We start from the raw sequence: 21,583 nt of genomic DNA on the forward strand, positions 1-21,583 counted from the left end.
ACAAAACATATGTATGACGTAATAATAATCGGGGCCGGCGTGTCCGGCGCTGCATCTGCCAGGGAGCTGTCGCGGTATAAGGTGAATGCCTGTGTCCTGGAACGGGAGGAGGATGTGTGCTGCGGCACGTCCAAGGCCAACAGTGCCATTGTCCATGCCGGATATGACGCGGCCGAAGGCTCGCTGATGGCCAGGCTGAATGTGGAAGGAAACCAGATCATGCCTGAACTGGCAAAGGAGCTGGATTTTCCCTTTAATCCCTGCGGATCCTTTGTGGTATGTCTGGACGAGGAGTCTCTGCCGGATCTGAGAGCTCTGTATGAGCGGGGAGTTAAGAACGGTGTAAAGGATTTGGAAATCATCACGGATAAGGCGAGAATCAAGGAAATGGAGCCCAATCTGGCAGATGAGGCGGCAGGCGTTCTCTATGCACCTACGGCAGGCATCGTATGTCCCTTTAATCTGAACATTGCGCTGGCGGAAAATGCCTATACCAACGGCGTGGACTTTAAATTTAATACTGAGGTGACAGATATCCGCAGGATAGAGGGCGGATGGGCTCTGGAAACAAACCAGGGTGTGTATGAGACCCGCTGTGTGGTCAACGCGGCAGGAGTCCATGCCGATAAGTTCCACAACATGGTCAGCGGAACAAAGATACACATAACCCCCAGAAGGGGAGATTACTGTCTGTTAGATAAGAGCGCAGGAAATCATGTGAGCCATACCATATTCGCCCTTCCGGGAAAGTATGGAAAGGGCGTCCTGGTATCGCCTACAGTACATGGCAACCTGATTGTGGGGCCCACAGCCATTGACATTGAGGACAAAGAGGCCACAGCCACCACCAGGGAAGGTCTGGATGAACTGATTGCAAAAGCAGGGATGAACGTAAAAGACCTTCCCATGCGCCAGGTTATCACATCCTTTGCCGGACTCAGGGCCCATGAGGATCATCATGAGTTTATTATAAAAGAGCTGGAGGACGCGCCCGGATTTGTAGACTGCGCGGGAATCGAGTCGCCCGGCCTTACCAGCTGTCCTGCCATTGGAAGGATGGTGGCCGGAATCCTTAAGGAAAAGCTGGGACTGGAGCCAAATCCGCAGTTTGACGGCAGCCGCAAGGGAATTCTGGACCCGGATACACTTACAAAAGAGGAGCAGGCAGAGCTGATCAGACAGAATCCTGCTTACGGAAATATCATCTGCCGCTGCGAGATGGTCACAGAGGGAGAAATCCTGGACGCCATCCACAGGCCCCTGGGGGCGCGTTCCCTGGACGGCATCAAGCGCAGGACCAGGGCGGGAATGGGCCGCTGCCAGGCAGGGTTCTGCACGCCCAGATCCATGGAACTGCTTCACCGCGAGCTGGGACTTCCCATGACGGAGATTACAAAGGCCGGCGGGGATTCAAAGCTTGTAGTGGGAACCAACAAGGACAGAATATAGAAAGGGGCGCGCGCAAGATGAGGGAATATGATATTGTCATAATCGGCGGCGGTCCTGCGGGTCTCGCTGCAGCTGTAGCGGCCAGGGATAACGGGATAGAGAGTATCCTGATCCTGGAACGCGATAAGGAACTGGGAGGCATATTAAACCAGTGCATCCACAATGGATTCGGCCTCCATACATTCAAGGAGGAGCTGACAGGCCCGGAGTACGCTGCCAGGTTTGAGGAACAGGTGTATGAGAGGAAGATTGAATATAAGCTAAACACCATGGTCATGGATATCAGCCATGACAAGGTGGTCACGGCCATGAACAGGGAAGAGGGGCTGTTTGAGATACAGGCCAGGGCGGTTATACTGGCCATGGGATGCAGGGAGCGCTCCAGGGGGGCGCTGAACATACCGGGCTACCGGCCCGCTGGCATTTACTGCGCAGGCACGGCCCAGCGTCTGGTGAATATGGAGGGCTTTATGCCCGGACGGGAAGTGGTTATCCTGGGATCCGGAGACATCGGCCTTATTATGGCCAGGCGTATGACCCTGGAGGGCGCCAGGGTGAAGGTGGTGGCGGAGCTGATGCCTTATTCCGGAGGACTGAAACGTAATATCGTACAGTGTCTGGACGATTACGGCATTCCGCTGAAGCTGAGCCATACCGTGGTTGACATACGGGGAAAGGAGCGGCTGGAGGGAATCACCCTGGCAGCCGTGGATGAGAAGGGTAAGCCGATACCGGGAACTGAGGAGGATTATACCTGTGACACCCTGCTTCTTTCCGTGGGACTGATACCTGAGAATGAATTGTCTAACGGAATGGGCGTGAAAATGAACCGCGTCACATCAGGGCCGGTGGTGAACGAAAGCCTGGAAACCAATATCGAAGGCGTATTTGCCTGCGGCAACGTGCTCCACGTCCATGATTTGGTGGATTTTGTGTCAGAGGAGGCAGCGGCGGCAGGTAAGAACGCGGCCAGATATGTGAAGGACGGCAGGTGCTCCGGAACAGGACAGGAGATAGAGTTAAGCGCAGTGGACGGGGTGCGCTATACGGTGCCCTGCACCATCCATCCGGACCGCATGGAGGAAACCCAAATCGTGCGTTTCCGTGTGGGGAATGTTTATAAAAACTGCTATATCGGCGTATACTTTGATGATGAGCAGGTTATGCACAGGAAACGTCCGGTTATGGCGCCCGGAGAGATGGAGGAGATAAAGCTCCAGAAGGAAAAATTGATGTTGCATCCCGGTCTTAAGAAGATTACAATAAAGGTAGAGGAGGCATAGACCATGGAAAAGAGAGAACTTATCTGTATCGGTTGTCCTATGGGGTGTCCTCTGACCGTTGAACTGGAAAACGGGGAAATCAAGACCATCACAGGGTACACATGCAAGAAGGGCGAGACATATGCGCGCAAGGAAGTAACGAATCCGACCCGAATCGTCACCTCCACTGTAAGGGTGGAAGGCGGACGGGCTGACATGGTATCTGTCAAGACCAGGGAAGATATACCCAAGGATAAGATATTCCAGTGTGTAAAGGCCTTAAAGGGCGTAACCGTCAAGGCTCCCATCCGCATCGGAGATGTGGTCGTGGCAGACGTGGCCGGTACGGGAGTTGATATAGTGGCTACCAAGGAAGTGCTATAGTTGTGTGCTCCTGCCGGAGGCGGGACAGGAATATGGTTCCGTTTGAATCAGCAGGGGCGCGCCGGTCGGTCGGCAGCTGCCATATGGCGGCCGCCGGCTTACTGTAGTTTGATGGATGGCGTACCGGCAGAATGGGGCGCTGTCCGAAGAAGAAGGAGGGCTCTAAATGGAGAAGAAACTGGACATCAATAACATGAACGGAATTACCGAGGAAGAGGATAAGACCTGCGGACTCAATGACATGAACTGTCTGGAAGGGGAAGAGGATAAGACCTGCGGACTTAACGACATGAACTGTGTCGAGGAGGAAGAGGACAAAACCTGCGGCCTCAACGACATGAACTGTCTGGGCGAGTAACAGAAAGAACGGAAAGCAGAGGCTTACAGGAGGGGCGCGCAGACGGGTATGAATCCGTCCGGCGCTCCAAATGGCGGCCCCTGCTTTACGTGGTTTAGGAACCAGTGGGGAAACCGCTGCCCGCATTTGGTGCAGCCTATTAAATAAAAGGGGGTTTACGCGATATGAAGAAATTTATCAACGATGTGGCGCTGGTAGAGGATCAGATGATACAGGGTATGGTTAAGGCCTATCCGGGTTATCTGAGAAAACTGGACTGCGGCAATGTGGTGGTCAGAGCCAATAAGAAAGAAGGAAAGGTGGCCCTGATCAGCGGAGGAGGAAGCGGGCACGAACCGGCTCACGGCGGATACGTGGGATGCGGCATGCTGGACGCGGCTGTGGCCGGCGCAGTGTTTACATCGCCTACCCCGGACCAGATTTATGAGGGAATCAAGGCCATTGCCACGGATGCAGGCGTGCTTATGGTGGTCAAGAACTACACCGGCGACGTGATGAATTTTGAGATGGCCGCTGAGATGGCTGAGATGGAAGGCATCACCGTGAAGTATGTGGTGACCAATGACGATGTGGCGGTAAAGGACAGTCTGTATACAGTGGGACGCAGAGGTGTGGCCGGAACCGTGTTTGTACATAAAATCGCAGGCGCCATGGCGGAGACAGGGGCTTCCCTGGACGAGGTCCATGCGGTGGCGCAGAAGGTAATCGACAACGTGCGGACCATGGGTGCAGCCATTGCGCCGTGTACGGTTCCCGCGGCAGGAAAGCCGGGATTCGAGCTGTCAGATGATGAGATGGAAGTGGGAATCGGGATCCATGGAGAGCCGGGAACCCACAGGGAGTCCATGAAGACAGCGGACCAGGTGGCGGATATGCTTCTGGCACAGATTCTGGGAGACATTGACTATGAGGGCCGCGAGGTGGCTGTGATGATCAACGGAGCAGGCTCAACACCTCTCATGGAGCTCTTTATCATCAATAACAGGGTCTCGGATGTTCTGGCTGAAAAGGGAATCAGGGTTTATAAGACCTTTGTGGGAGAGTACATGACTTCCATTGAGATGCAGGGTTTCTCCATCTCGCTGCTGAGGCTGGATGACCAGCTGAAGGAGCTTTTGGATGCCCCGGCGGATACGCCGGCCTGGAAGTAACAGGCATTTCTGAGGTCATAAAAATAAATTGAAATGAAAGGTGGGTCATCATGGCAGACAGTAAAAAAGTATTGGAAATCATCAGGGCAATCGGTCTGAAGATGGAGGCCGAGAAGGAGTATCTCACAGAGCTGGACCAGCCGATTGGAGACAGCGACCATGGCATTAATATGGCGCGGGGATTTGCAGCGGTGGAGGGAAAGCTTCCTGACCTGGAGGGAAAGGATATAGGGACCATTCTGAAAACAGTGGGCATGACATTGGTATCCACTGTGGGAGGCGCTTCCGGCCCCCTGTATGGTTCGGCCTATATGAAGGCAGGCATGGCCCTGGCAGGAAAGGAAGAGATGGATATGGATGATTTCCTGTCTATGATGGATACGGCTGTACAGGCAGTGGAGCAGAGAGGAAAGGCCACTGTGGAGGAAGCCACCATGCTGGATGCCATGGTCCCTTCCCTGAAAACCATGAAGGACGCGGCGGCAGAGGGAAAGAGCGTACGGGAAGCGCTGGAGGCCGGAGTCAGGGCAGCCTGGGCCGGCGCAGAGCACACCAAAGATCTGGTAGCTACCAAAGGCCGGGCCAGTTATGTGGGAGAGAGGGGACTGGGGCATCAGGATCCGGGAGCCACCTCTTATTCCTATATGCTGGAAGTCATTGCGGGGCTGGTATAGAGACAGATATCGGAAACCGGTACCGGATACAAAATCCGGCATAGAGCATCGGTGTCCGGCTGAAAGGAGCAGTAGTACATATGGTAGGATTTGTGATTGTGTCCCACAGTGAGAATCTGGCAAAAAGTGTGGTGGAGCTGACTTCCATCATGGCGCCCAACGCCAGGATCGCGCCGGCCGGAGGCATGGACGGCGGCGGTTTTGGAACCAGCTTTGAGAAGATACAGGCAGCCATTGAGTCTGTCTATTCCGATGACGGGGTCCTTGTCCTGGTGGATTTGGGAAGCGCTGTCATGACCACGGAGATGGTCATTGAGATGTTCGAGGGAAAGAAGGTGGAGATGGTGGATTGTCCTCTGGTGGAGGGCGCCGTGGTTGCCACCATTGATTCCGTGGGCGGAATGAGCTTTGAGGATATCAGGACAGCCCTGGCCGGAGTGGGCAGGGCTAAGAAGTTTTAGGACATAGTTTAGGGCATAGAAGGAAGAAATAAATAGAACAGGCGGGGGATTTATTCCCCGCCTGTTATGGTTACAATCATCTGATTGGGAAGGCACACAATAGTGTCGCTGTTTAAATGTTTTTTCCCCTGGTGGACACATACCTTATCAGGGCAGCTGGCCTCGCTGCACCAGATTTCACCGTCCTTTACTATCAGGTGGTTGGTGCCGCCGTTGGAGGATGTAACTGTTATCTCCGTATCCTTGCTGAGATCCAGTGTTTCCACTACGGTTCCGTCCACAGACACCTGGGCAATGGCAGCCGGTGTGCGGCGGATATAGTGGCTGATGCCAAAGGCAGCCGCTGCCAGCAGTAGTATGGCAGCAGCCAGAATCACGTCCCGTTTCTGTAATATGTTCATTTGATTTCAGCCTGACGCAGGCATTCCTCCACTCCGTTCATAAATGGATATACGTTGATGCTGACTGAGGCCACGGCATCGGTGGTGTATCCGTCGTCGCCGGCCAGGCGCTGGTGTTCTATCAGGTACCGGCATACGCTGTCGGACTGGGCTTTCCACAGAGGCCCGTCCTCTGTCATGATATATTGGCCTTCCATGGAAAGCTTCTGTTTGCTTTCTCCGTCACTGTTAAAGGAATCCCAGACACAGGATACGATGATACCGTCGGATACGGTCAGGGTAGTTCTGTCCCGAAAGCCGTTTGCGTCTGGTTCCAAAGCTTCATGGGTATAGATCCCGTCGGCCAGGGGCGCCTCGGGGCTGGCCGTGGTCACAGGTCCTCTTAGGGCCTTATACAAAGGGTCTGATACGGCAATTACCGCTAAGGACAACACTGCCATGACTGCAATGCCAATCAAACTTCTGGCGTTGGAGCTGATGGTACTTCTCTTCATGGAAAACACTCCTTTAAAAATATAGTAGTATGCGCCGGAGCGGAATATACGCGGACGGCGCTGGGGTGGGATATATTGTTTATTTTATCACAATAAGCCATTGCATACAATACGTTTTCACACAGGCACAGGTGGTAATTCATTCCTGTCCACGGTTACACACGGAAGCAGGTCATATGGCCGCCGTACATGCTTTAAGGCGCTATGGAAGATTTGGGTTATGCATGGTATACTATATGCGTGCTGAGGACAGAGCACAGGAAAAGGATGAAATGCCGCGATGAAGACTGGAGGATCACATGCCGAATCAGAAAAAGACGGTTACAGAATCATATAAAAAATCAGCTGCAGCGGTGAGGAAAGGCCGGGGTACGAAACAGTCACGCAGAACTTCAGCCCAAAATGCGGCCCTTTTTGGAATTCTGACAGCGCTGGCGCTGGTGCTTGGATACGTGGAGTCATTGGTGCCGGTATATCTGGGAGCGCCCGGGGTGAAGCTGGGGCTGGCCAATCTGGTAACCATGGTGGGGCTTTACTGCATGGGAACAAAGGAGACTGCTCTTATCAGCGTGGTGCGTGTACTCTTATCAGGCATCCTGTTCGGGCCGCCTTCGGCCATCCTGTTTGGCCTCGCAGGAACTGCCCTGAGCCTTACCGTCATGGCTCTGTGCAAACGGTTCAGGCTGTTCGGGATGGTGGGAGTCAGCATACTGGGAGGAGTGGCCCATAATATCGGACAGTTTCTGATGGCGGCTTTTGTGGTGAATACATTCGGTGTGTTTTCCTATCTGCCGGTGCTGCTGACAGCAGGCTGCGCGGCAGGAGCCCTGATTGGCCTTTTGGGAGGAATTCTGGTGGGGCGGGTAAACCGTTTGTTTCGCACTATTTAAGAAAATCAGGATATAAAAGTAAAAAAGTGCATTGTGGTTGCGGGGCGTGAGGGATATAATGGAAGAAAACAGCGGTATGTGGCTGTGCTTAGATGGAAGCGTGTACAGGGAGGATATTTCTATGGTTTATGAAGCGGTTGAGGGATTGGTACAGTACGGCCTGGATAAGGGGCTCATATCTGAGGCGGACGCGGTTTATGCCAGGAACCAAATCCTGGATGTGATGGGAATGGATGAGTATGAAGAACCCCAGGGTCCGGTGGAGAGCGGGGATTTGGAGGCCATTTTAAAGGAGCTTCTGGACTGCGCTGCCGGCACGGGCGTGCTTAAGGAGGACAGCGTGGTTTACCGGGACCTTCTTGACACGAAGCTGATGAACTGCCTGATGCCAAGGCCGGGTGAGGTGGTGAAGGAATTCTGGAAACGCTATGAGGAGTCTCCTGAGAAAGCAACGGACTGGTATTATGGTTTCAGCCAGGATTCCGATTATATCCGCCGTTACCGCATTGCAAGAGATATGAAGTGGACCACGGATACCCGCTACGGTACGTTGGACATTACGGTAAACCTGTCCAAACCGGAAAAGGATCCAAAGGCCATTGCAGCGGCCAAGCTGGCCAGGCAGAGCGGCTATCCCAAATGCCAGCTGTGCATGGAGAACGTGGGGTATGCAGGGCGGACCAACCATCCGGCCCGGAATAACCACAGAATCATTCCCATTACCATCAATGACAGTCAGTGGGGATTCCAGTATTCCCCATATGTGTACTATAATGAGCACTGCATTGTATTTAACGGACAGCACGTGCCTATGAAAATTGATAAGGCGGCATTCAGAAAGCTGTTTGACTTTATCAAGCAGTTCCCCCATTATTTCCTGGGTTCCAATGCGGACCTTCCCATTGTGGGAGGATCCATCCTGAGCCATGACCATTTCCAGGGGGGGCATTATACCTTTGCCATGGCAAAAGCGCCCATAGAGAAGCATTTTTCCATAAAAGGGTATGAGGACGTGGAAGCGGGAATCGTATTCTGGCCTATGTCCGTGCTGAGACTTCGGGCAGCAGACCCGGACAGGCTGATTGAGCTGGGGGATGTTGTTCTGAAAGCATGGAGAGGATATACGGATGAGGACGCATTTATCTTTGCCGAGACAGACGGAGAGCCTCACAACACCATTACGCCCATTGCCAGAAAGGTTGGGGATACCTTTGAACTGGATTTGGTGCTGCGCAATAATATTACCACTGAGGAGTTCCCGCTGGGCGTATACCATCCCCATCAGGAGCTGCACCACATAAAGAAAGAGAACATTGGCCTGATTGAGGTCATGGGACTGGCCGTGCTGCCTTCCAGGCTTAAGACGGAACTGGCAATGCTGGGAGAGTACATGGTGGATGGAAAGGATATACGAAAGGATGAGGTCCTTCTGAAACACGCTGACTGGGTGGAGGAATTCATGCCCGGATATCAGGAAAAGGGCATCCTGGTGACCAGGGATAATGTGTGGTCTATTCTGCAGGAGGAAGTGGGAAAGGTGTTTGCACGGGTCCTGGAGGATGCAGGCGTCTATAAATGCGATGAGAGGGGACGGAGGGCATTTGCCGGATTCCTCCATTCTGTTGGATTTGAGGAGGTATAATCAGCCTGGCGGTAAGGTACATTTCCAGGTCTGTGAGAATTGATAATCATGAGTTACAGGGTCATGCAGCGGAACCGCGTCCGCTTTCATGGCCCTGTTTTCGTGTGCGGTTCGATTTGCGTTCGTGATTTTGTTTGTGTTCGCGCCCATATGTATTTCTGTACCGGTGTTGATTTGTGTAAAAAATTTTTGCAAATCTTCTATCTGTTCAAAAATCTGGTCCGGGATTATGATAATGCATGTAAGGGATGGCACAGAACAGACAGAAACAAAACAGTGCCGGACACATTTTCTTAAGCGCTTAAGAAGAAACAAACAGCAGCGGCAAACAGGTAAGAGAATAAAAGACAAATTCCGGAAGAACCGGAAGGAGGCAAGGGATGAGTAAGTTAATTAATGAGAACTGTATCGTATTCGATATGGAAGGCAGTAAAAATGATATCATAAGAACCCTGTCAGGGGAGCTGTACAGGGCGCAAAAAATCACGGACACAGAGGAATTTTATCAGGATGTACTGGCAAGGGAAGCGATTACCCCAACCTTTGTGGGATTTGACATGGGACTTCCCCATGGCAAAACAGACCATGTGCTGGAGGCCAGTGTATGTTTCGGACGTACCAAGGAACCGGTGGTTTGGAATGAGGAGTCAGGTGAGACAGCAGATTTAATCATTCTCATCGCAGTGCCCTTAAGCGAGGCAGGGGACACCCACTTAAAGATACTGGCCAATCTTTCCAGAAGGCTTATGCATGAGGAGTTCAGGGAGTCTTTGAGAAGCAGCACCAGGGAACAGGTATACACCATATTAGAAGAAGTTCTGGAGGGGTAAGAAAATGAAAGAGCAGCTGAAGATTTTAAAGAAACATATATTGACAGGTACATCCCACATGATTCCGTTTATTGTGGCCGGCGGTATCCTTTTTTCTCTGGCAGTCATGCTGAATCCGGCCGGCGCAGCCACACCTGAGACCGGCTGGCTGGCAGGTCTGGCGCAGATTGGCCTGGGCGGACTGACACTGTTTGTCCCGGTACTGGGCGGTTATATCGCTTACTCCATTGCCGACAAACCAGGTCTGGCACCCGGTATGATTGGGGCGTATCTGGCAAAGGAGATGGGCGCCGGATTCCTTGGCGGCATGGCGGCCGGCTTAATTGCAGGCGTTGTGGTAAAGGAACTGAAGAGAATCAAGCTTCCGATTTCACTGAAAACATTAGGCTCCATTTTCATCTATCCTCTGGTGGGCACCCTGGTAACAGGCGGTATCATTGTGTGGGGAATCGGCGGACCCATTGCCGCTATTATGAACGGACTTACCAACTGGCTGTCCAGCCTGGGGGATGTGGGCAAGGTGCCGCTGGCCTCCATACTCGGAGCCATGACTGCCTTTGATATGGGCGGTCCTGTCAACAAGGTTGCCACCCTCTTTGCACAGACACAGGTGGATACGCTTCCCTACCTTATGGGCGGCGTGGGCGTGGCTATCTGTACACCGCCCATCGGCATGGGCATCGCTACCCTGCTGGCACCCAAGAAGTACAATGTGGAGGAAAAGGAAGCAGGAAAGGCAGCTATTCTGATGGGATGTGTGGGAATCACAGAAGGAGCCATTCCTTTTGCGGCCAACGACCCCTTAAGGGTAATCCCGTCCCTGATTGTGGGAGCCGTGGTAGGCAATATCATCCCATTCCTGGCAGGCGTCTTAAACCATGCTCCATGGGGCGGACTCATTGTGCTTCCGGTGGTGGAAGGCCGTATCTGGTACTTTATTGCAGTGCTGGCAGGTGGATTTGTGACCGCACTTATGGTAAACTTACTTAAGAAGAACTATGTGGAAGAATCCGCGGGAAATGACACGGACCTGGATGACCTGGACGAGATAACATTTGACGAATTATAATAAGTGACTAGTGGTAATAAATAGAGATTAGAAAAGGATAAGGAGGATTTTACAATGAAGGTAGTTGGTATTACATCGTGTCCATCGGGAGTAGCTCATACATATATGGCAGCTGAGGCGTTAAAGCTGTCCGGCGAGAAGCTGGGAATGGAAGTGCTGATTGAGACTCAGGGCGGCGCAGGAGTGGAGAACCAGTTAAAGCAGAAGGACATTGACGAGGCGGTGTGCGTGGTTTTGGTCAATGACGTGGCCCTGGAGGGACTGGACCGCTTCAAGGGAAAGAAAGTCCTGAAAATGGGCGTGTCAGACCTGATTAAGAAGTCTGACGCGGTGATGAAGAAGATTCACGATTCTTTCCAGTAAAATTTCCGGTCGGATTTCCGGCTCGTTCCGGTAAAATGGAATTCAGGGGAGCATATAAAAATACCATATGATAACAGATAAGAGGAGTGGGGAGCGCTCCTCTTGTCTGCATATGCAGACAGGAGAAGAACGAGATGTTTAATGGGAGAATGCTGAACATTATCCGGTATCTGAAGGAGCACGGGGAGGCCACCTACAAGGAGATGGCCAAGGCTCTGGGGATATCGGAGCGGAGCATCCGCTACGATGTGGACCGGATCAACGACATATTGTCTCTGGAGCGCCTGCCGGAGATAGAAAAACACTCCAAGGGGCTGCTGCGATATCCCCAGTCCCTGGACCTTAAGGGCCTGGAAGACGGAAACGAGGTGGTCTATACCGGCAAAGAGCGGATGTCCATTCTGCTGCTGATCCTGCTTATGAGGAATGAGGACTTAAAGATTAACCAGCTCAGCGGGCAGTTCAGGGTTTCGCGCTCCACGGTAAAGAACGATATGGCTGCACTGGATGAAAGGCTTAAGAAGGACGGAATGGGAATCGGGTATTCCGGCCATTTTTATCTGTCCGGCCCGAAGCTTAAGCGCACCACCCTGATGAACCAGGAATTCAGGAAATACATCGAATACCTCATAAACCCCTTTACGGAGTACAATTCCTATGAATTTTACTGTATCCACATCATCCATAAGGCCTTTGAGGGCATCTCCATTGCCAACGTGGTGATGGCGGTGGACGGACTGCTGGAGGAGCTTAAGTGCACCCTGACCAGCAGCTCTTACCTGTGGTATATGTCGAATGTGGTGGTTCTGGTGTGGTTCATTCTCCATGACAAGGACTATCCTCTGGATATCACGGTGGTGCCTGACTATGACCGGGAGGTGTATCAGCGTTTCGGAGAAAAGCTGGGGGCCATCATCGGAAAGCCTGTGTCAGAAGAACATATGGCAATGATGGCGAAGATGTTTGACTTTACCAATAAAATGGCGGGCGGTACAGCGGAGGTGGACCCGGTGCATACCCAGGAGGTGACATTTTCCCTGATTTCCGCTATGTCAAAGCGGATGAACATGCCCTTTGACAAGGACACAAACCTGGTGGAGGGACTGCTGAACCACATGATTCCCCTGATTCAGAGAATCAATAACCATGTGGATATCCACGACAATGTCAGTTCCCTTATGCGGCCTGAGGAGCAGCAGTTTCTAAGCATTGTAAAGCAGTGCTGCAAGGAGACGGACACCCTTGAAAAGCTGGAAAATGAGGATGAGCTGGTATATCTGACCATCTGCTTCATGGCCAGCATCCGGAGGATGAAGGGAGCACCCTATAAGAAGGTGCTGCTGGTGTGCGGCCATGGGTATGGAACCACCACCATGCTGAAAGAATCACTGCTGAGCGAGTACCAGATACATATTGTGGACACGCTCCCTATTTATAAGCTCTCATCCTACCCGGACTGGGCGGCCATTGATTATGTGCTGTCAACCATCCGCATTAACAACAGCCTGCCAAAGCCCTGCCTCACGGTGAATCCGATACTGCAGAGCGAGGACAGAGCCGCCATGGACCGGCTGGGCATACCCAGGAAATCCCTTTTATCCAGCTATTACTCCATTGAGGAGAAACTGGGATTCCTGGACGAGAACACTAGGGCCAGGGTTATGGACGTGGTGAAAAAGGAACTGGGATATCAGACCGTCCAGGTATTTCACAGCCCGAAGAGCTTCAGCAGTTTCCTGAAATTTGACTGCATCATGAGGGCGGACCTGGTGTCTGACTGGAAAGACGCGGTCCGTATGAGCGCGGGCCTTCTGGTAAAACGGGGATTTGTGGAGGAATCCTATGTGTCCAATATGCTTGGCTTTATAGAGAAACAGGGATTTTATGCTGTTTCGGATGATTCCTTTGCCCTTTTGCACGGTAAGGGGGCGGAGGGAATTAGTAAGACAAGCCTGAGCCTTCTGGTTACCAGGGAGCCTGTGGTATTCGGGGAGAAAAAGGCGCGGGTTATATTCTGTCTGGCCAGCAGGGATGGAAAGGAGCACATACCGGCTGTGGTCACGCTGATGCGTATGGTGAAGACAACGGCCCTGATTCACGATCTGGAGGAGAGCCGGTCGGAGGAGGAACTATATCAGACCGTGCTCAATTGTGAATTTGAGGTGTTGTAACGGGGCGCGCAGAGTAGTATAATAACAGGGACTATACAGCACCGCCGGCCTGGTATAATGGAGGATATTCGGTTGACGGCTGCGGTGAATGATGGAAGGAGACAGTGATATGCTGGATGAAAGATGGGTGTTTCATGAGAATGCGGAGCCGGTTCAGGCGGGTCCCGGGGTTGTCAGGAGGGTTCTGGCTTACAGTAAGGATTTGATGTGTGTGGAGAATACCTTTGAGGAGGGAGCTGTGGGCAGCCTTCATCATCATCCCCATACCCAGATTACGTATGTGGTCAGCGGAGAATTTGAGTTTAATATAGACGGTGAGAAAAAAACAGTGAGGGCAGGAGATACCATGCTAAAGCTGGACGGCGTGGAGCATGGATGCGTATGCAGGAAGGCTGGAATCCTTCTGGATATCTTTAACCCCATGCGGGAGGATTTTGTATCGGTTTTATGAAAAACACTTGTGCAATATGCTTAAAAAATCGCTGTTTTATTGTAAAATAACGATATTCTTTTGCTAGAATATTGACTTTTGCTCCTGGATTGATATAATCGGGGAGTAAATAGTTGCGTGCAGAGCTTCGGCTTGATTTTGTACAACATGAGTTTGTGGACCTTTCTTTTTCAAAGGTCGGCGGATTCGTGTTGTTTTTTTTGTCCTAAAATAAAATTGGGAGGGGAAAGCGGACGGGGTGCATGCGCGGATTACTATTATTTTTCCAAAAGACAGGAGTGTACACTCACACCATATTTCCGCCGGTCGCACTATTCTAGAAATCCGCCGGGAAATGGACAACTTACGACCAGACTGCCAAGCGTGGCCAAGGGCCAGACTCCGGGATTACACATAATATGTGTACCGCGCGGAAATTCCGGAAAGAGCAGTGGGTCGGACGCAAACCAAATGAAAAGAAAGCGGAGGTTACTCAATTATGTCTAATGGTACTAATTATGCAAAGGATTCACAGATGACCCGGCGTTATATCATGCTTCTTATTGGAATATTCTTCATGGGAACGGGGATCTCCCTGATAATCAAATCAGGAACAGGAACATCTCCAATGAGCAGCCTTACCAATGTTATGACCCAGATATGTCCTCTGCTGACATTGGGTATGTACACGTTTTTGTTAAATGTATTGTTCTTTATCGGGGAATTTATTGTGGATTTTAAGAGCTTCTCAGCGTCAAAGTTTATTCAGCTGATTCCTACCTTTTTCCTGAGCGTTGCGGTGGATTTCAATATGTTCCTTGTAAGGGGACTCCATCCCGAGACCTATATACTGAAACTGGCAGTACTCATCATCGGATGCATGTTCTTTGGACTTAGCATCGCATTTATGGTTTCGGCTGATGTCATCCTGATGCCGGGAGAGGCCCTGATTAAGATTATTTCCGTAAAGTACCAGAAGGAATATGGCAATGTAAAGACCGCAGTGGATGTTTCGCTGGTGGTGCTGGCAGTCATCGTATCTCTCATTTTCCTGAATACCATTTACGGCGTCAGGGAAGGCACATTGATTGCGGCGTTTACAATCGGCAATTTCTCCAGATTTTTCAGAGGTTATACCAATAAACTGGTAAGGGAGGTGGCACTGCAGTGAGAGAAGGATATAACAACCTGCACATCGTAACCGTGGATGGGCTGGACCGCATATACGAGGATGGAGGTATCCTCTATGAGGACGGAGTGATTACACATGTGGGGGACAGAGCTTACATAGAGGAGAAGGCGGGGGAACTTAAAATCGAGCTTAAGGACGGAAAGGGAAGGTATCTGTTCCCGGGACTTATCAACACCCACACCCACCTGTATCAGGATATCATGAAGGGAATGGGAAGCGACCTGAGTCTGGAGGACTGGTTTCCCAAGTCCATGGCCCCGGCAGGCGCCGTGCTCCGGGAGAGGCATGTGGCTGCGGGCGTGAAGCTGGGACTGGCAGAGGCCATCCGGTGCGGCGTGACAACGGTGGCGGATTATATGCAGCTGCAGCCTGTAAAGGGGCTGGGAAAACTGGAGCTGGATATCGCCAAAGACATGGGCGTCAGAATGGTGTACGGCCGGGGCTACCGCGATATCGGAAAGAAGGAGCTGGTGGAGAAGGCCGAGGACGTCTTTGCCGATGTGACTGCCCTGAAGGAAGAATTTGAGGGGGACGGCATGTACCGCGTGTGGCTGGCTCCGGCAGCCGGCTGGGGGGCCAGTCTGGAACTCCTTAAGGCCACCAGGGAATATGCGGACCGGAATGCCACACCCATCATGATGCACATGTTTGAGACGGGAACGGATGACAAAATCAGCTGGGAGAGGAACGGAAAAAGCGCGATCCGCCATTATGAGGAATCAGGGCTTCTGGGAGCTGACCTGCTGGCTGTACATTCGGTTGCCATCGGAGAGGAAGAAATCAGTACCTATGCCAGAAACCATGTGTCTGTTTCCTACAATCCCATAGCCAATATGTATCTTGCATCGGGCGTGGCCCCTGTGGGAGAAATGCTGAAGGCCGGAATTACAGTGGCAATCGGCACGGACGGGGCAGGCTCCAACAATGACAACGACATGTTAGAGGCCATGAAGTTTGGCGCCCTGCTGCAAAAGACCTTCCACAAAGACCCTTTGGCCATGACGGCGGGGGGAATGCTCAGGATGGCCACCATAGAAGGGGCCAGGGCGCTGGGCTTGGACCAGCTGGTTGGTTCCATTGAAGTGGGGAAAAAGGCTGACTTCTTCCTGTTTGACCCGGCTAAGAGCGTAAAGTCCTGTCCGGTCCATGACATTGTGGCAACGCTGATTTATTCAGGGGACCATAAGGCGGTAGACACAGTGGTTATTAACGGCAAGACGGTTATGGAGGAAGGCAGGTTCCTTCTGGCAGATGAACAGGAGATACTGAACACCGCCCAGCTCATGGCAGAGGATCTGGTAAGGTGCATACAGGAGAATCAGTAGAGGCAGGGACAACATCGGCAGGGACAATATCAACAGAGACAATATCTGCAGAAACAATCACAGAATACAGATGAAATGAGGAGAGTAATATGGCAAAAATTTTAGGTATCAGCGGAAGCCCGAGAAATAAGTCCACGGAATATGCTCTGGGAGAAGCCTTAAAAAGCATAGAGTCAAGGGACGGCATAGAGACAAGTATGATAACGCTGAGGGGGAAAAAGATTGCGCCCTGCAACGGGTGCGGATACTGCAAGAAAAATAAGACATGGTGCTGTCTGAAGGATGACTTTGAACCTCTTTTGAAGGAGTTTATGGAAGCGGATGCGTACCTGTTCGGTTCCCCGGTTTATGCCTATGGACCCACTCCCCAGCTGTCGGCTTTTTTCAGCAGGATGCGGCCTCTGTTCCATGTGTATCCGGAACTCATGAGGGATAAAATCGGCAGTGCCTTTGCTGTGGGCGGAACCAGAAACGGCGGAGAAGAGGCCACCATTACTGCCATGCACAACATGATGATGGCGAGAGGAATCAATATTGTCTGTAACGAGGTATACGGCTACGCCGGAGGTTATATCTGGTCCAAGGACCAGGGACAGGAAGGCGTTGACGCAGACGAAATCGGCATGGGAGGACTTTTGAAGCTGGCAAACAAGCTGGCTGATATGGCACTCATCCGGGAATATGGCAAGAAGGCGTTGGAAGAAAGAGAGGCAGCAGTGAATGAGCGGGATTAAGGATTTAAGAGATTTTCTGGCAGTTTTAAAGGATAACAAACTGCTTTTTGAGACAGAACGGGCAGTGGATTGGAAGTATGAGATTGGCTCCCTGCTGGCCACCCTGGAGGCAGAGGGCCAGAGAACCGGTTTATTTCACAATATCAAGGATAAGGAATTCTCTGTGTGCGGAAATGTGCTGGCATCCATGGACGGCATTGCCCTGGCTCTGGGCTGCAGGAAGGATGAAATGACGGATTTCCTGGCAGATTGCCTGGAACATCCCGTGAAGCCACAGGTAGTGGCGGACGCCCCTTGTCATGAAAATATACGGATGGGGGATGAGATTGATTTAGAACGCATACCGGTTCCCATCCACGCCCCAAAGGACGGCGGCCCCATCATCACAGGCGGGGTGATTGTCAGCAAGGAGATAGACGGAACCCGCCAGAACCTGTCCTTCCAGAGGATGCATGTGAAGGGGAAGGATAAGTTCAGCATCATGATCAATGAGTGGCGCCACCTGAAGGATTTCTACGACCAGGCGGAAAGCCAGGGGAGAGCCCTTCCCATCGCGGTTGTCATCGGTGCAGATCCGGTTATCTATGTGGGAGCCGGACTGCGCTATGACGGGGATGAGACAGAGATTGCGGGCGCTATCAGAAAAAGTCCGATTGAGGTGGTGAAATGCATCACTTCCGACATCTATGTACCAGCCACGGCCGAATTTGTGATTGAAGGTGAAATACTTCCGGATTACAGGGAGAAGGAAGGTCCTCTGGGAGAGTTCACGGGCCACTACAGCGAGCCGTGGAACAGCCCTATGGTGCAGGTGAAGGCTATCACCCACAGGAACGGAGCCATTTACCAGACCATAAACGGCGCCTCCTTTGAGCATATCAATCTGGGAAATGTGCTGCCCAGGGAGCCTCTCCTTAAGACCCATACCCAGTATGTGAGCAAGGGAGTTACCAATGTACATATTCCACCCTATGGAAGCGGCTTCCTGGCCATTGTCCAGATGAAGAAAAAGAATCCGGGAGAGCCGAAAAATGTGGCTCTGGCAGCCATGACAGCGTATGTAAACATTAAGAATGTGATTGTGGTGGATGAGGACGTGGATATCTATGATCCCGCAGACGTGATGTGGGCGGTATCCAACCGTGTGATTCCTGAAAGGGATATTTTCTATATCCACAATGCCCAGGGACATGAGCTGGATCCCTGTTCCGACGAGCGGGGCGTACAGACGAAGATGGGGATTGACGCCACACTAAACGAGGAGAGCAGATGCCTGGAGCGGGTCCGCTATCCCAAGGTGGACTTAAAGGATTACCAGTAAGGAAATAGTAAGATAAGGAGCATGGCAAATGGGAAAATACATAGTAGGAATCACCGGGGCAAGCGGGTCAATCTACGCAAAGCGGGTCATAGAAAGGCTGATTCAGAAAGGCCATCATGTGTGCATCTGCATGACCCAGGCGGGAAAGCTGGTGGTGGAGTCTGAGCTTGGCTGGCAGATTGGGCAGGATACCCCTTCCGGGGAGGTGGAACAATATCTGCAGGAAATCTTTGGGTCAAAGGAGCTGATTCACCATTACGATGTCCATGCCATAGGCGCGCCCATAGCCAGCGGATCCTCCGGAATGGATGCCATGATAGTGGTCCCCTGTTCCATGGGTACACTGTCCGCCATTTGCCATGGCTCATCCCATAACCTTTTGGAGCGGGCGGCGGATGTGTGCCTGAAGGAACGGCGCCCCCTGGTCATTGTACCCAGGGAAGCGCCTTACAACCAGATTCATCTGGAAAACATGACAAAGCTGTCAGGTTACGGGGCTGTCATAATGCCTGCGTCCCCTGGATTTTACTCCCGTCCAAGGACAATTGAGGAGATGGTGGATTTCTTTGTGACACGGATTCTGGACCAAATGGGAATCCATGAGCCCTCGGAGAGCAGGTGGACGGGAATGGATGTGTGTGTTAAGTAGATAGGGCTGCGTCCGGTTATTCGGCGTCCAGGGCAGCGCGTTCCCGGGCTTCTTCGTCAACGGTTTTTCCTGGGGCTAACAGGTTGAGAAGGAAGGACATGACGCCTGCCACAACCACTGGTTTAGAGAGAAGGGCCTGGGCCAGGGGAGGAAAATTCTCCAGGGCCGCAGTGCCTTCCAGGGTGGACAGTCCCATGGCCAGGGCAATGGATACGCCTACAATTGTACTGTTGCGGGCGGTTAAGGGCTCGCTGGACACTAATTTGAGTCCGGTCAGCGTGATCATACCAAATACAATGAGGGTTCCGCCGCCAATGACCGGGGCCGGAAGGGTGGATACCAGCGCGCTGAATTTAGGTACGATGCCAAGGGCGAGCATAATTGCGCAGGCAATGGTGATGACACGGCGGCTCACTACCTTGTTCATGGACACAATGCCCACGTTCTGGCTGAAGGAAGAAACCACAGGCACGCCGAAAATGGTGCCTACCAGGGTGGCGATTCCGGATGCAGCCACGCCTCCTGTCAGTTCCTCGCTGCGGGGTTCCCGGTCAAAACCTCCTACCGTGGTGCCTGTGATATCTCCCACGGACTGCATGATATTGACAATGGTAATCAAGAGGATCGGCAGAACCATGGACAGGTCAAAGGACGGCATACCGTAGAAAAAGGGTTTTGGCACTGCCAGCCAGCTGGCGCTTACCACACCGTCAAAATGGACCATGCCCATGCACAGCGCCAGCACGTATCCCACCACGGCGCCCAGCAGGATGGAGGCCATCTTGACCACGCCCTTGCACATCAGGTTGAAGAAGAGGACGGCGGCCAGGGTTACAAAGGCCACAATCCAGTTGTTCAGCTGGCCATAGGTGGGGGAACTGGCATTGCCGGCCATGTATTTTAAAGCGATGGGATACAGGGAAAGGCCGATGGACAGGATGATGGTGCCGGTGACCACAGTGGGAAAGAATTTATGCAGTCTGCCTACGCAAAAGCCCAGCGCAATGGTGATAACAGAGCACAGGAGCTGGGCGCCGAACACGCCGGGAAGGCCGTATTGGGCTGCAATCGGAGTAAATACAGGAACACAGGTAAAGCCCGCGCAGAATATGACGGGGAGTCTGGAACCCACGGGGCCCAGGGGACATACCTGTATCATAGTGGCCAGGGCAGACATCATCAGAGAGTACTGAATCATGATGGTCCTGGTGGCAGCATCGGCACCGGCTGCACCGGCTATGACTATGGGTACTGTTACTGTGCCCAAAAACATGGCCATGATGTGCTGCAATGAGATGGGAAGGGCCTTGCGGACAGGCGGTTTGCTGTCAAAGACGTACAGGGAATGGCTTACTTCTTGATTTCGTGCATTCATGTTGGATAAATCTCCTTTCCAGATGCTGACCGGCCTTGCCGGACCAGGAATGTGAGGAATTTTCACATGGAGTATGTTAAAAGTTCCACGAAGCGAGTATAAGTCATTTGTTTTGGTTTGTCAACTTGCATAAAAAACCGTATAATTATGATAAGTAAAATGGCAAAGTGCCTTAATTTGCAAGGTTTTTTTGAGAAACAGCGGGAAGTATCAGGCGGTAAAACCAGTAAAAAAAGTTTATTTTTGTAAAAAGTGCTTAAAAAAGTCGTTCTCTGTTGTGATAAAGCGACAATCTTTTTCGAGAATGTTGACTTTTATAGCTGAATTGGTATAATCAGGAAATATATAGATAAATGCAAAGCTTGGGCTTTTTATATCATACTGCGGAACATAAGTTTGGAGACCTTTCTTTACCAAAGGCCGACATGCTTATGTTTTTTTTATCCAGAAAAGGATACCGGGACAGACGGGAGATGGTTAGATGGAACAGATATGTTTAAATATTAACAAAAAAAACTACAATGTGGCAATTGAAAAAAACTGGACTCTGCTCTATGTACTGCGGGAGGAACTGGAGCTCACAGCCGTGAAATGCGGCTGCAATACAGGGGACTGCGGTGCCTGCAAGGTAATTATTGACGGGGAGGCAGTGAATTCGTGCCTTGTCCTAGCCAGGAATGCGGTGGGTAAGACCATTGAGACCGTGGAAGGTTTATCGGACGGAATCCATCTTCATCCAATCCAGCAGGCATTTATTGACGTGGGAGCGGTCCAGTGCGGTTACTGCACACCGGGAATGATCATGTCGGCCAAGGCGCTGCTGGACAAAAATCCCGATCCCACAGAGGCGGAGATAAGAGCCGGTATTTCCAACAACCTGTGCAGATGCACCGGATATGTAAAAATCGTCAGGGCCATTCAGCTGGCAGCCAGCCGGATGCAGAAGGAGGGGAAGTAG

General features: G+C 51.8%; 23 protein-coding genes. 20 read left to right on the top strand and 3 right to left on the bottom strand.

The genetic code is table 11. The annotated features are described in order from the left end of the window. Positions 1–9 precede the first annotated feature (9 nt). The 7 genes from CGC65_RS10580 (at position 10) to dhaM (ending at position 5,739) form a co-directional block, all read left to right on the top strand. Positions 10–1,449: an NAD(P)/FAD-dependent oxidoreductase gene (locus CGC65_RS10580; RefSeq protein ID WP_002569413.1), complete on the top strand. Its 1,440-nt coding sequence runs from the start codon at positions 10–12 to the stop codon at positions 1,447–1,449. A gap of 17 nt (positions 1,450–1,466) precedes the next feature. Beyond that, on the top strand, positions 1,467–2,732 hold the full coding sequence (locus CGC65_RS10585) for an NAD(P)/FAD-dependent oxidoreductase (RefSeq protein ID WP_002569412.1): 1,266 nt from the start codon (positions 1,467–1,469) through the stop codon (positions 2,730–2,732). 3 nt (positions 2,733–2,735) lie between these two features. Further along, a complete protein-coding gene (locus tag CGC65_RS10590; protein WP_002569411.1) occupies positions 2,736–3,095 on the top strand; it encodes a DUF1667 domain-containing protein in 360 nt (119 codons plus the stop codon). A gap of 166 nt (positions 3,096–3,261) precedes the next feature. Then, positions 3,262–3,453, top strand: coding sequence for a hypothetical protein (locus CGC65_RS10595; protein ID WP_002569410.1), 192 nt, complete (start codon positions 3,262–3,264; stop codon positions 3,451–3,453). Between the two features lie 164 nt (positions 3,454–3,617). After that, positions 3,618–4,604 (top strand): dihydroxyacetone kinase subunit DhaK, encoded by a 987-nt coding sequence (gene dhaK, locus CGC65_RS10600; protein ID WP_002569409.1) that lies wholly within the window; start codon positions 3,618–3,620, stop codon positions 4,602–4,604. A gap of 50 nt (positions 4,605–4,654) precedes the next feature. Continuing rightward, positions 4,655–5,278, top strand: a complete 624-nt coding sequence (dhaL, locus tag CGC65_RS10605; protein ID WP_002569408.1) for a dihydroxyacetone kinase subunit DhaL — start codon at positions 4,655–4,657, stop codon at positions 5,276–5,278. 80 nt (positions 5,279–5,358) lie between these two features. After that, positions 5,359–5,739: a dihydroxyacetone kinase phosphoryl donor subunit DhaM gene (gene dhaM, locus CGC65_RS10610; protein WP_002569407.1), complete on the top strand. Its 381-nt coding sequence runs from the start codon at positions 5,359–5,361 to the stop codon at positions 5,737–5,739. A gap of 50 nt (positions 5,740–5,789) precedes the next feature. On the opposite strand, the gene CGC65_RS10615 is transcribed toward dhaM, so the two are convergent. After that, positions 5,790–6,140: a NusG domain II-containing protein gene (locus tag CGC65_RS10615; RefSeq protein ID WP_002569406.1), complete on the bottom strand. Its 351-nt coding sequence runs from the start codon at positions 6,138–6,140 to the stop codon at positions 5,790–5,792. Next, the gene (locus CGC65_RS10620; protein ID WP_002569405.1) at positions 6,137–6,634 is read right to left on the bottom strand and encodes a hypothetical protein; all 498 of its coding nucleotides are present in this window, start codon (positions 6,632–6,634) and stop codon (positions 6,137–6,139) included. The genes CGC65_RS10615 and CGC65_RS10620 overlap by 4 nt, the downstream gene beginning before the upstream one ends. Positions 6,635–6,933: 299 nt before the next feature. Here CGC65_RS10620 and CGC65_RS10630 point away from each other — a divergent pair, with 299 nt between their 5' ends. The 12 genes from CGC65_RS10630 (at position 6,934) to CGC65_RS10685 (ending at position 19,250) form a co-directional block, all read left to right on the top strand. Continuing rightward, the gene (locus CGC65_RS10630; protein ID WP_002569404.1) at positions 6,934–7,524 is read left to right on the top strand and encodes a Gx transporter family protein; all 591 of its coding nucleotides are present in this window, start codon (positions 6,934–6,936) and stop codon (positions 7,522–7,524) included. A gap of 58 nt (positions 7,525–7,582) precedes the next feature. After that, positions 7,583–9,166: a UDP-glucose--hexose-1-phosphate uridylyltransferase gene (gene galT / locus CGC65_RS10635; protein ID WP_002569403.1), complete on the top strand. Its 1,584-nt coding sequence runs from the start codon at positions 7,583–7,585 to the stop codon at positions 9,164–9,166. Between the two features lie 380 nt (positions 9,167–9,546). Continuing rightward, entirely contained in the window at positions 9,547–9,996 is a 450-nt protein-coding gene (locus CGC65_RS10640) for a PTS sugar transporter subunit IIA (RefSeq protein ID WP_002569402.1), read from the top strand. 4 nt (positions 9,997–10,000) lie between these two features. Beyond that, complete coding sequence (locus CGC65_RS10645) at positions 10,001–11,065, top strand: PTS fructose transporter subunit EIIC (RefSeq protein ID WP_002569401.1); 1,065 nt, start codon at positions 10,001–10,003, stop codon at positions 11,063–11,065. A 54-nt stretch (positions 11,066–11,119) separates the two neighbouring features. Further along, positions 11,120–11,428: a PTS fructose-like transporter subunit IIB gene (locus CGC65_RS10650; protein ID WP_002569400.1), complete on the top strand. Its 309-nt coding sequence runs from the start codon at positions 11,120–11,122 to the stop codon at positions 11,426–11,428. Between the two features lie 134 nt (positions 11,429–11,562). Further along, on the top strand, positions 11,563–13,599 hold the full coding sequence (locus tag CGC65_RS10655; RefSeq protein ID WP_002569399.1) for a PTS sugar transporter subunit IIA: 2,037 nt from the start codon (positions 11,563–11,565) through the stop codon (positions 13,597–13,599). Positions 13,600–13,708: 109 nt separating this feature from the next. Continuing rightward, on the top strand, positions 13,709–14,050 hold the full coding sequence (locus CGC65_RS10660) for a cupin domain-containing protein (protein ID WP_002569398.1): 342 nt from the start codon (positions 13,709–13,711) through the stop codon (positions 14,048–14,050). A gap of 478 nt (positions 14,051–14,528) precedes the next feature. Next, positions 14,529–15,200 carry a YczE/YyaS/YitT family protein gene (locus CGC65_RS10665; RefSeq protein WP_002569397.1) on the top strand — a complete coding sequence of 224 codons (672 nt, stop codon included), beginning with the start codon at positions 14,529–14,531 and terminating at the stop codon, positions 15,198–15,200. Next, positions 15,197–16,546 carry an amidohydrolase family protein gene (locus CGC65_RS10670; protein ID WP_002569396.1) on the top strand — a complete coding sequence of 450 codons (1,350 nt, stop codon included), beginning with the start codon at positions 15,197–15,199 and terminating at the stop codon, positions 16,544–16,546. Before CGC65_RS10665 ends, CGC65_RS10670 begins: the two co-directional genes overlap by 4 nt. Positions 16,547–16,635: 89 nt before the next feature. After that, positions 16,636–17,280 carry a flavodoxin family protein gene (locus CGC65_RS10675; protein ID WP_002569395.1) on the top strand — a complete coding sequence of 215 codons (645 nt, stop codon included), beginning with the start codon at positions 16,636–16,638 and terminating at the stop codon, positions 17,278–17,280. Further along, positions 17,267–18,601, top strand: coding sequence for a UbiD family decarboxylase (locus tag CGC65_RS10680; protein WP_002569394.1), 1,335 nt, complete (start codon positions 17,267–17,269; stop codon positions 18,599–18,601). Before CGC65_RS10675 ends, CGC65_RS10680 begins: the two co-directional genes overlap by 14 nt. A 28-nt stretch (positions 18,602–18,629) precedes the next feature. Further along, on the top strand, positions 18,630–19,250 hold the full coding sequence (locus tag CGC65_RS10685) for a UbiX family flavin prenyltransferase (protein ID WP_002571188.1): 621 nt from the start codon (positions 18,630–18,632) through the stop codon (positions 19,248–19,250). 16 nt (positions 19,251–19,266) lie between these two features. Here CGC65_RS10685 and CGC65_RS10690 read toward each other — a convergent pair whose 3' ends face one another. Continuing rightward, positions 19,267–20,625: a uracil-xanthine permease family protein gene (locus CGC65_RS10690; protein ID WP_002569392.1), complete on the bottom strand. Its 1,359-nt coding sequence runs from the start codon at positions 20,623–20,625 to the stop codon at positions 19,267–19,269. Between the two features lie 481 nt (positions 20,626–21,106). On the opposite strand from CGC65_RS10690, the gene CGC65_RS10695 reads away from it, so the two are divergent. Beyond that, entirely contained in the window at positions 21,107–21,583 is a 477-nt protein-coding gene (locus tag CGC65_RS10695) for a (2Fe-2S)-binding protein (protein WP_002571186.1), read from the top strand.

This window comes from Enterocloster bolteae (genome assembly GCF_002234575.2).
Lineage (GTDB): Bacteria > Bacillota > Clostridia > Lachnospirales > Lachnospiraceae > Enterocloster > Enterocloster bolteae.

What these genes read in the sequence shown, in the direction of transcription:
- CGC65_RS10645 (WP_002569401.1), top strand. Translation starts at nt 10,001, where the DNA reads ATGAAAGAGCAGCTGAAGATTTTAAAGAAACATATATTGACAGGTACA.
- CGC65_RS10675 (WP_002569395.1), top strand. Translation starts at nt 16,636, where the DNA reads ATGGCAAAAATTTTAGGTATCAGCGGAAGCCCGAGAAATAAGTCCACG.
- dhaL (WP_002569408.1), top strand. Translation starts at nt 4,655, where the DNA reads ATGGCAGACAGTAAAAAAGTATTGGAAATCATCAGGGCAATCGGTCTG.
- CGC65_RS10665 (WP_002569397.1), top strand. Translation starts at nt 14,529, where the DNA reads ATGTCTAATGGTACTAATTATGCAAAGGATTCACAGATGACCCGGCGT.
- CGC65_RS10585 (WP_002569412.1), top strand. Translation starts at nt 1,467, where the DNA reads ATGAGGGAATATGATATTGTCATAATCGGCGGCGGTCCTGCGGGTCTC.
- dhaM (WP_002569407.1), top strand. Translation starts at nt 5,359, where the DNA reads ATGGTAGGATTTGTGATTGTGTCCCACAGTGAGAATCTGGCAAAAAGT.
- CGC65_RS10680 (WP_002569394.1), top strand. Translation starts at nt 17,267, where the DNA reads ATGAGCGGGATTAAGGATTTAAGAGATTTTCTGGCAGTTTTAAAGGAT.
- CGC65_RS10655 (WP_002569399.1), top strand. Translation starts at nt 11,563, where the DNA reads ATGTTTAATGGGAGAATGCTGAACATTATCCGGTATCTGAAGGAGCAC.
- CGC65_RS10620 (WP_002569405.1), bottom strand. Translation starts at nt 6,634, where the DNA reads ATGAAGAGAAGTACCATCAGCTCCAACGCCAGAAGTTTGATTGGCATT.
- CGC65_RS10695 (WP_002571186.1), top strand. Translation starts at nt 21,107, where the DNA reads ATGGAACAGATATGTTTAAATATTAACAAAAAAAACTACAATGTGGCA.
- CGC65_RS10580 (WP_002569413.1), top strand. Translation starts at nt 10, where the DNA reads ATGTATGACGTAATAATAATCGGGGCCGGCGTGTCCGGCGCTGCATCT.
- CGC65_RS10630 (WP_002569404.1), top strand. Translation starts at nt 6,934, where the DNA reads ATGCCGAATCAGAAAAAGACGGTTACAGAATCATATAAAAAATCAGCT.
- CGC65_RS10595 (WP_002569410.1), top strand. Translation starts at nt 3,262, where the DNA reads ATGGAGAAGAAACTGGACATCAATAACATGAACGGAATTACCGAGGAA.
- galT (WP_002569403.1), top strand. Translation starts at nt 7,583, where the DNA reads ATGGAAGAAAACAGCGGTATGTGGCTGTGCTTAGATGGAAGCGTGTAC.
- CGC65_RS10660 (WP_002569398.1), top strand. Translation starts at nt 13,709, where the DNA reads ATGCTGGATGAAAGATGGGTGTTTCATGAGAATGCGGAGCCGGTTCAG.
- dhaK (WP_002569409.1), top strand. Translation starts at nt 3,618, where the DNA reads ATGAAGAAATTTATCAACGATGTGGCGCTGGTAGAGGATCAGATGATA.
- CGC65_RS10650 (WP_002569400.1), top strand. Translation starts at nt 11,120, where the DNA reads ATGAAGGTAGTTGGTATTACATCGTGTCCATCGGGAGTAGCTCATACA.
- CGC65_RS10640 (WP_002569402.1), top strand. Translation starts at nt 9,547, where the DNA reads ATGAGTAAGTTAATTAATGAGAACTGTATCGTATTCGATATGGAAGGC.
- CGC65_RS10590 (WP_002569411.1), top strand. Translation starts at nt 2,736, where the DNA reads ATGGAAAAGAGAGAACTTATCTGTATCGGTTGTCCTATGGGGTGTCCT.
- CGC65_RS10685 (WP_002571188.1), top strand. Translation starts at nt 18,630, where the DNA reads ATGGGAAAATACATAGTAGGAATCACCGGGGCAAGCGGGTCAATCTAC.
- CGC65_RS10615 (WP_002569406.1), bottom strand. Translation starts at nt 6,140, where the DNA reads ATGAACATATTACAGAAACGGGACGTGATTCTGGCTGCTGCCATACTA.
- CGC65_RS10690 (WP_002569392.1), bottom strand. Translation starts at nt 20,625, where the DNA reads ATGAATGCACGAAATCAAGAAGTAAGCCATTCCCTGTACGTCTTTGAC.